We start from the raw sequence: 2,474 nt of genomic DNA, 5'->3' as shown, positions 1-2,474 counted from the left end.
GGCGGCGGCGGCGCCGGGCAGCCCGCCCGTCGCCTCGGCCACCATGGCAAGCAGCTGGTCAAGCCAGGAGCGCACCTCACGCTCGGGCACCGCACCGGTGAACTCGCCGATGATGCGCCCGCCGACGACCGCCTTCACCGCCGGGATGCCCTGCACCCCGGCCGCCTGGGCGAGCCCGGGGTTGGCGTCGACGTCGACCTTGGCGAGGATCCAGCTGCCGCCGTCCGCCACGGCCAGCTTCTCCAGCACCGGACTGAGCTGCTTGCACGGCCCGCACCACGAGGCCCAGAAATCGAGCACGACGGGGACCTGCATCGAACGGCTGACGACGTCGGTGGCGAAGCTCGCCTCGGTGACGTCGATGACGACCGGGCCCGCGGCGGGGGCGGCGCCGTTCGCGGCGGGGGCGGGACCCGCCGCCGGGGGCGGGGTCGCCGGCTTGGGGTCCAACGGGACCGCGCCGGCCAGACGCAGGCCGCCGAGGCTGTCGGGCATGCGCCCGGGTCCTCCCGGGCCTCCCGCACCCCGCGGCGATCCGGATGGGACTGGTGACCTTCGCTGCATGCCTCCATGGTGACATCCGACCGACCCCACGGACGCGCCGGCGGACGACTTTTCCGGGCCCGCAGTACCCCTGTCGGACCACGGCGTTTCACCGGGCCGACGCTCAGCCGCCGTCGAGGAGCCGGTCGACCCGGGCGACCTTGGTGTGCAGGGCGTCGTAGGCGCCGGGACGCAGATCGGCCTTGAGCACGAGGCTGACCCGGCCGGCGCCGGCGCAGACGGCCTCGGTCGCCCGGCGCACGACGTCCATCACCTCGTCCCACTCGCCCTCGACCGTGGTGAACATCGAGTTCGTCTCGTGCGGCAGACCACTGTCGCGCACGACGCGGACGGCCTCGGCGACGAGCTCGGCGACGCCCTCGCCGGCTCCGATGGGGGTGACACTGAAGGCAACCAGCATGTGGTCAGAGGTACCACGCCGCATGGCCCACCGGCCAGGGCCCGAACGCCACGCCACACTCCCGCCACACCGGCAAATCCGGAGGGTCGGTAAGCTGTTGACATGTCACCAGTTGTCGCCGGTGACACGCCGCCCGGGCGGCAACGCAAACCCGGGACAACGGGCTCTGACGGCACGCCCTACCATTGCCCGCCGTGGGGTGGAAGAAATCGGATGGCGAGGCGTAGGTGGGGCCACGCACGTTGCTGGATGCGCTGACGGATCTGGCACTGATCGCCGGCGCGGACGGCCATGTCACCGACATGGGCGCCACCGCGCGTGTGTTCCTCGGCGAACGGGTGTCGCGCCGCCCCCATCTGCGCGACCTTCTCGAGGTGGTCGACCCGGCCCTGCGAGTGGCGCTGTCCGACGCGGTCGCCGCGGGACTGGCCCAGGCCGGGCTGTGGCGGGGCTCCGTCGGCCTGGTCACCCTGGCCGGAACCACCGCCCCCCACCAGGTCACCGTGCGGCGCGATCCGGACGGCGGCGGCCTGGTCGTCATCGCCCGGGACACCTCCGACCAGCGCGCGCGGGAGATCGCCGAGACCGAGTCACGGGCCAAGGACGAGCTGATCGCCCGGCTCGGCCACGAACTGCGCACCCCGCTGAACGCGATGCTCGGCTTCGCCCAGCTTCTCGAGCTCGAACCGCTCACCCCCGACCTGCACGACGACGTCGAGCGGATCATCACCGGCGGCCGGCACATGCAGGCACTCATCGACGACGTGCTGGACCTGGCCCGGCTGCGCGCCGGCCGCGGTGACATCAACAAGGGGCCGGTGAACGTCCTCGACATCGTCACAGGCGTCGTGGAACTCGTCGAGCCGCTCGCCGCGCAGCGCAGCATCCGCCGGGTGATCAGCCCGTCGGCGCCGCTGATCGCCGACGCGGACCGCCGCCGGCTCTGGCAGGTGCTGCTGAACCTGGTCGGCAACGCGTTGAAGTACGGCCGGGAGGGTGGCTGCGTGCGGGTCGGCATCGTGCCGATCACCGGTTCGCGCCTGCGCATCGAGGTCGAGGACGACGGCGTGGGGCTGTCGCCACGGGCGATCGACCGGCTGTTCCGCCCGTTCGAACGGCTCGGCGCCGAGCGCAGCGGCATCGAGGGCAGCGGCCTGGGCCTCGCGCTCTCGCACGCCCTGGTGACGGCGATGGGCGGCGTGCTGACAGTCGCCAGCCGGCACGGCGTGGGCAGTGTGTTCGCCGTGATCCTCGACGCCGTCGACATGCGTTTCGAGGATCCCGACGACGACGATGACGGCTTCGACGACCACCTCCACGGCTCGTACGGCGTGACCAGCTACGACGCCGGCGCCCATCGGTCGGGCGGCTACGGCGCCCACCGTGGTTACGGCACCGGCAGCGCCTCGCCGGCCGGTCACACCCGCCTCTCCGGTTACGACGCGGCGGGATTCGGCGGTGCCGCGCACGGCGGCGGTCCGGGCAACGGCGGGTCGGGCCTGGGCGCGGC

Annotated in this window: 3 protein-coding genes; 1 reads left to right on the top strand and 2 read right to left on the bottom strand. The window is 73.1% G+C overall.

Features of this window, described 5'->3' with window-relative positions; translation table 11 throughout:
- Together MXD58_RS29000 and MXD58_RS28995 are read right to left on the bottom strand one after the other, a co-directional pair.
- The coding region (locus MXD58_RS29000) for a thioredoxin family protein (protein ID WP_250611345.1) at positions 1–495 on the bottom strand (495 nt) is incomplete at its 3' end.
- A gap of 172 nt (positions 496–667) precedes the next feature.
- The gene (locus tag MXD58_RS28995) at positions 668–964 is read right to left on the bottom strand and encodes an MTH1187 family thiamine-binding protein (RefSeq protein ID WP_248836690.1); all 297 of its coding nucleotides are present in this window, start codon (positions 962–964) and stop codon (positions 668–670) included.
- A gap of 227 nt (positions 965–1,191) precedes the next feature.
- Between MXD58_RS28995 and MXD58_RS28990 the strand changes: the two genes are divergently transcribed.
- Positions 1,192–2,474, top strand: a 1,283-nt coding sequence (locus MXD58_RS28990) for a sensor histidine kinase (protein WP_250611343.1), incomplete at its 3' end; no start/stop codon positions are given.

The organism is Frankia sp. AgKG'84/4 (genome assembly GCF_023242965.2).
In the GTDB taxonomy this organism is placed as follows: domain Bacteria; phylum Actinomycetota; class Actinomycetes; order Frankiales; family Frankiaceae; genus Frankia.
Note: the sequence above shows the minus strand (reverse complement) of the source record. Positions and strands in the feature narration are given on the sequence as shown.